This is a genomic window from Rhizobacter sp. P2_H3, from assembly GCF_056403355.1.
Genome location: NZ_JBFUFQ010000451.1, coordinates 1 through 1,883, shown reverse-complemented (window position 1 = coordinate 1,883; position 1,883 = coordinate 1). Strand labels below are relative to the sequence as shown.

At 62.3% G+C, this 1,883-nt stretch carries 3 protein-coding genes; 1 reads left to right on the top strand and 2 read right to left on the bottom strand.

Annotation, left to right across the window (positions count from 1 at the left end):
* Together AC1D1T_RS32225 and AC1D1T_RS32220 are read right to left on the bottom strand one after the other, a co-directional pair.
* On the bottom strand, window positions 1-806 hold an 806-nt coding region (locus AC1D1T_RS32225; protein ID WP_477993424.1), incomplete at its 3' end, for a phage portal protein.
* Complete coding sequence (locus AC1D1T_RS32220) at window positions 806-1,033, bottom strand: DUF6148 family protein (RefSeq protein ID WP_477828816.1); 228 nt, start codon at window positions 1,031-1,033, stop codon at window positions 806-808. The genes AC1D1T_RS32220 and AC1D1T_RS32225, both read right to left, overlap by 1 nt.
* 567 nt (window positions 1,034-1,600) lie before the next feature.
* On the opposite strand from AC1D1T_RS32220, the gene AC1D1T_RS32215 reads away from it, so the two are divergent.
* On the top strand, window positions 1,601-1,883 hold a 283-nt coding region (locus tag AC1D1T_RS32215; protein WP_477993423.1), incomplete at its 3' end, for a hypothetical protein.

Below are 1,883 nucleotides of genomic sequence, written 5' to 3'. Positions count from 1 at the left end.
GCGATCCGCTCGGACTCCTCGTAGTCCTTGATGTCCTCGATGCGGCCGATGACGCTCGCGAAGCGCGTCACGCCGCGAAGCTGGCCGATGCGTGACAGGTGCGCCAAGTGCAGCATGCGGTCGGCTGTAACCACCTTTAGGTCTTGGTGAAGCGTCGCTGCCTCGCCAGGGTACCCCTTGCTGACCCAGTACGCGGTCGGGCGAATCCATGCGTTGTACTGAATGCCTTGCGAAATACCACGCGCCGAGTCATTGAAGTCCATCGGCACGCACTCAGGCTCAAGCATCTCGATCGAGTACGGCACGGTGGTGCCGTGGTCCAGACCGGGCACGCTGCCCCTGAGGCGCTGTGCGAACGCCTCGCCGTCGCGATACAGCGTACGGGCGAGCAGGCGCTGGCAGCGCGCGTAGCTGTGCTGCCAGCGCACCTCTGGGCGACGCTGCCAGTCGCGCCAGGCGGCCGACAGCGCTGCGGCGTACTCCGCATGGATCTCGCCACTCAATGTGCGCGGCTGGAACTCGACGCCGATGCCGTTGGCGCCCACCGTGTTGTTGACGAGCACGTCGAGCGCACCGACAACCAGATCGTGATTGCGGTCGAGGTAGCGCATCTGGTTGCGAAGCGGTGCAGCGCCCTGCTCGACCAGCTGATTGGGCGAGCCGCCATCACGACGGAATTTGCGCTGCGGGTTCGGTCGTGCGGCCTCGTAGTGGGCCAGCAGCGTGCGGTTGCGCAGTCGGTTCAGGCCGCGCTGCGGATCGAGCCAGGAGACGAGGCGATCGACCGGATTCAGACGCGCGCCCATCAGTGGAGACGCGCGACGCTGAAGCGCAGGCCGCCCAGGGTCGGGACGCCCGATGTACGGTCGCGCTCACCGGCGACGCGGCGTTCCCATTCTTGTCGGCCGGCGCGGATCTCGGCCAGATCCTCGCTCCGGAAGACGCGGTCGCCGAGGCGCGCTTCCTTGCCGAGCAGGACATCGGTTTCGGCCTGCAGGTAGGCGGCCAGCATCGTGGTGGCAGAGGTGCTCATGCGCCCATGCTCGTTAGATCCGCCTGCCATTTGTAGCCTACGAGATGACAATATTTATCGAGGCTTCCAGCACTTGCTACGGCAGACGGACACGAGACGTCCTAGGCGTTGCCAGTACAACGGCTTCTTCCGGCTGGTTTAGGTCGATCAAATTCGTTCGCTGAGCAACAGTGCTTGCCGAAGGCGACCTTCATCAACAGTGGCCGCGTGTCCCGGCTACGGGTCCGTTCGGGTGTGCATCTCGGACACGTCGGACGGGTCTACTCAAACGTGTGCCGACTCCGCCTCTACGACGTGAAGGCGCGGCGAAATCATCTCGAGAACGTCCCCGGATCGATATCGATCGATTGGAGAAGTTCAGACCGAGCAGCACGAACGTCGACACCAGGTTTCAAGTGGCGTTTCCGCATCGCGAGTTCGGGGCGGCGGTGACATCGGGCTCTCGGCTTCAAGGAGCGGCAATCTCAGCATCCGGCTGATACTGCATGCGTTCTTGGCCGCGTATGCTTAGCAGGGAAATCCCTAGCCGACTCAAGTCAGCTTATGGCTCACCAGGAGGTTTCTAATATGGAATCGATGAAGCAAGAAGCTACGAGTCGTCAGCCGAGCGGGCCTGATGCCGCAAAAAAAGACGGCCACCCTCCTTCAATGTATTCCGTCGCCTTGGCAAACACACCGCGTATGCTGGCGCAGAGAAAATCAATTAGTGAACTCTTCGGCACTGCCGCCGGGTATGGCTCTGCGCAAATGATGTCCCGCGAATCAGCGGGCCATACTGTAATTCAGCGGCAACTCTATCAGGAGGGAGCGCAAGGGGCGGCAAAAGTCCCCGTAATGGCCCGAATTATTG

Coding starts and splice junctions, on each gene's coding strand:
- AC1D1T_RS32220 (WP_477828816.1), bottom strand. CDS start 1,033: ATGAGCACCTCTGCCACCACGATGCTGGCCGCCTACCTGCAGGCCGAA.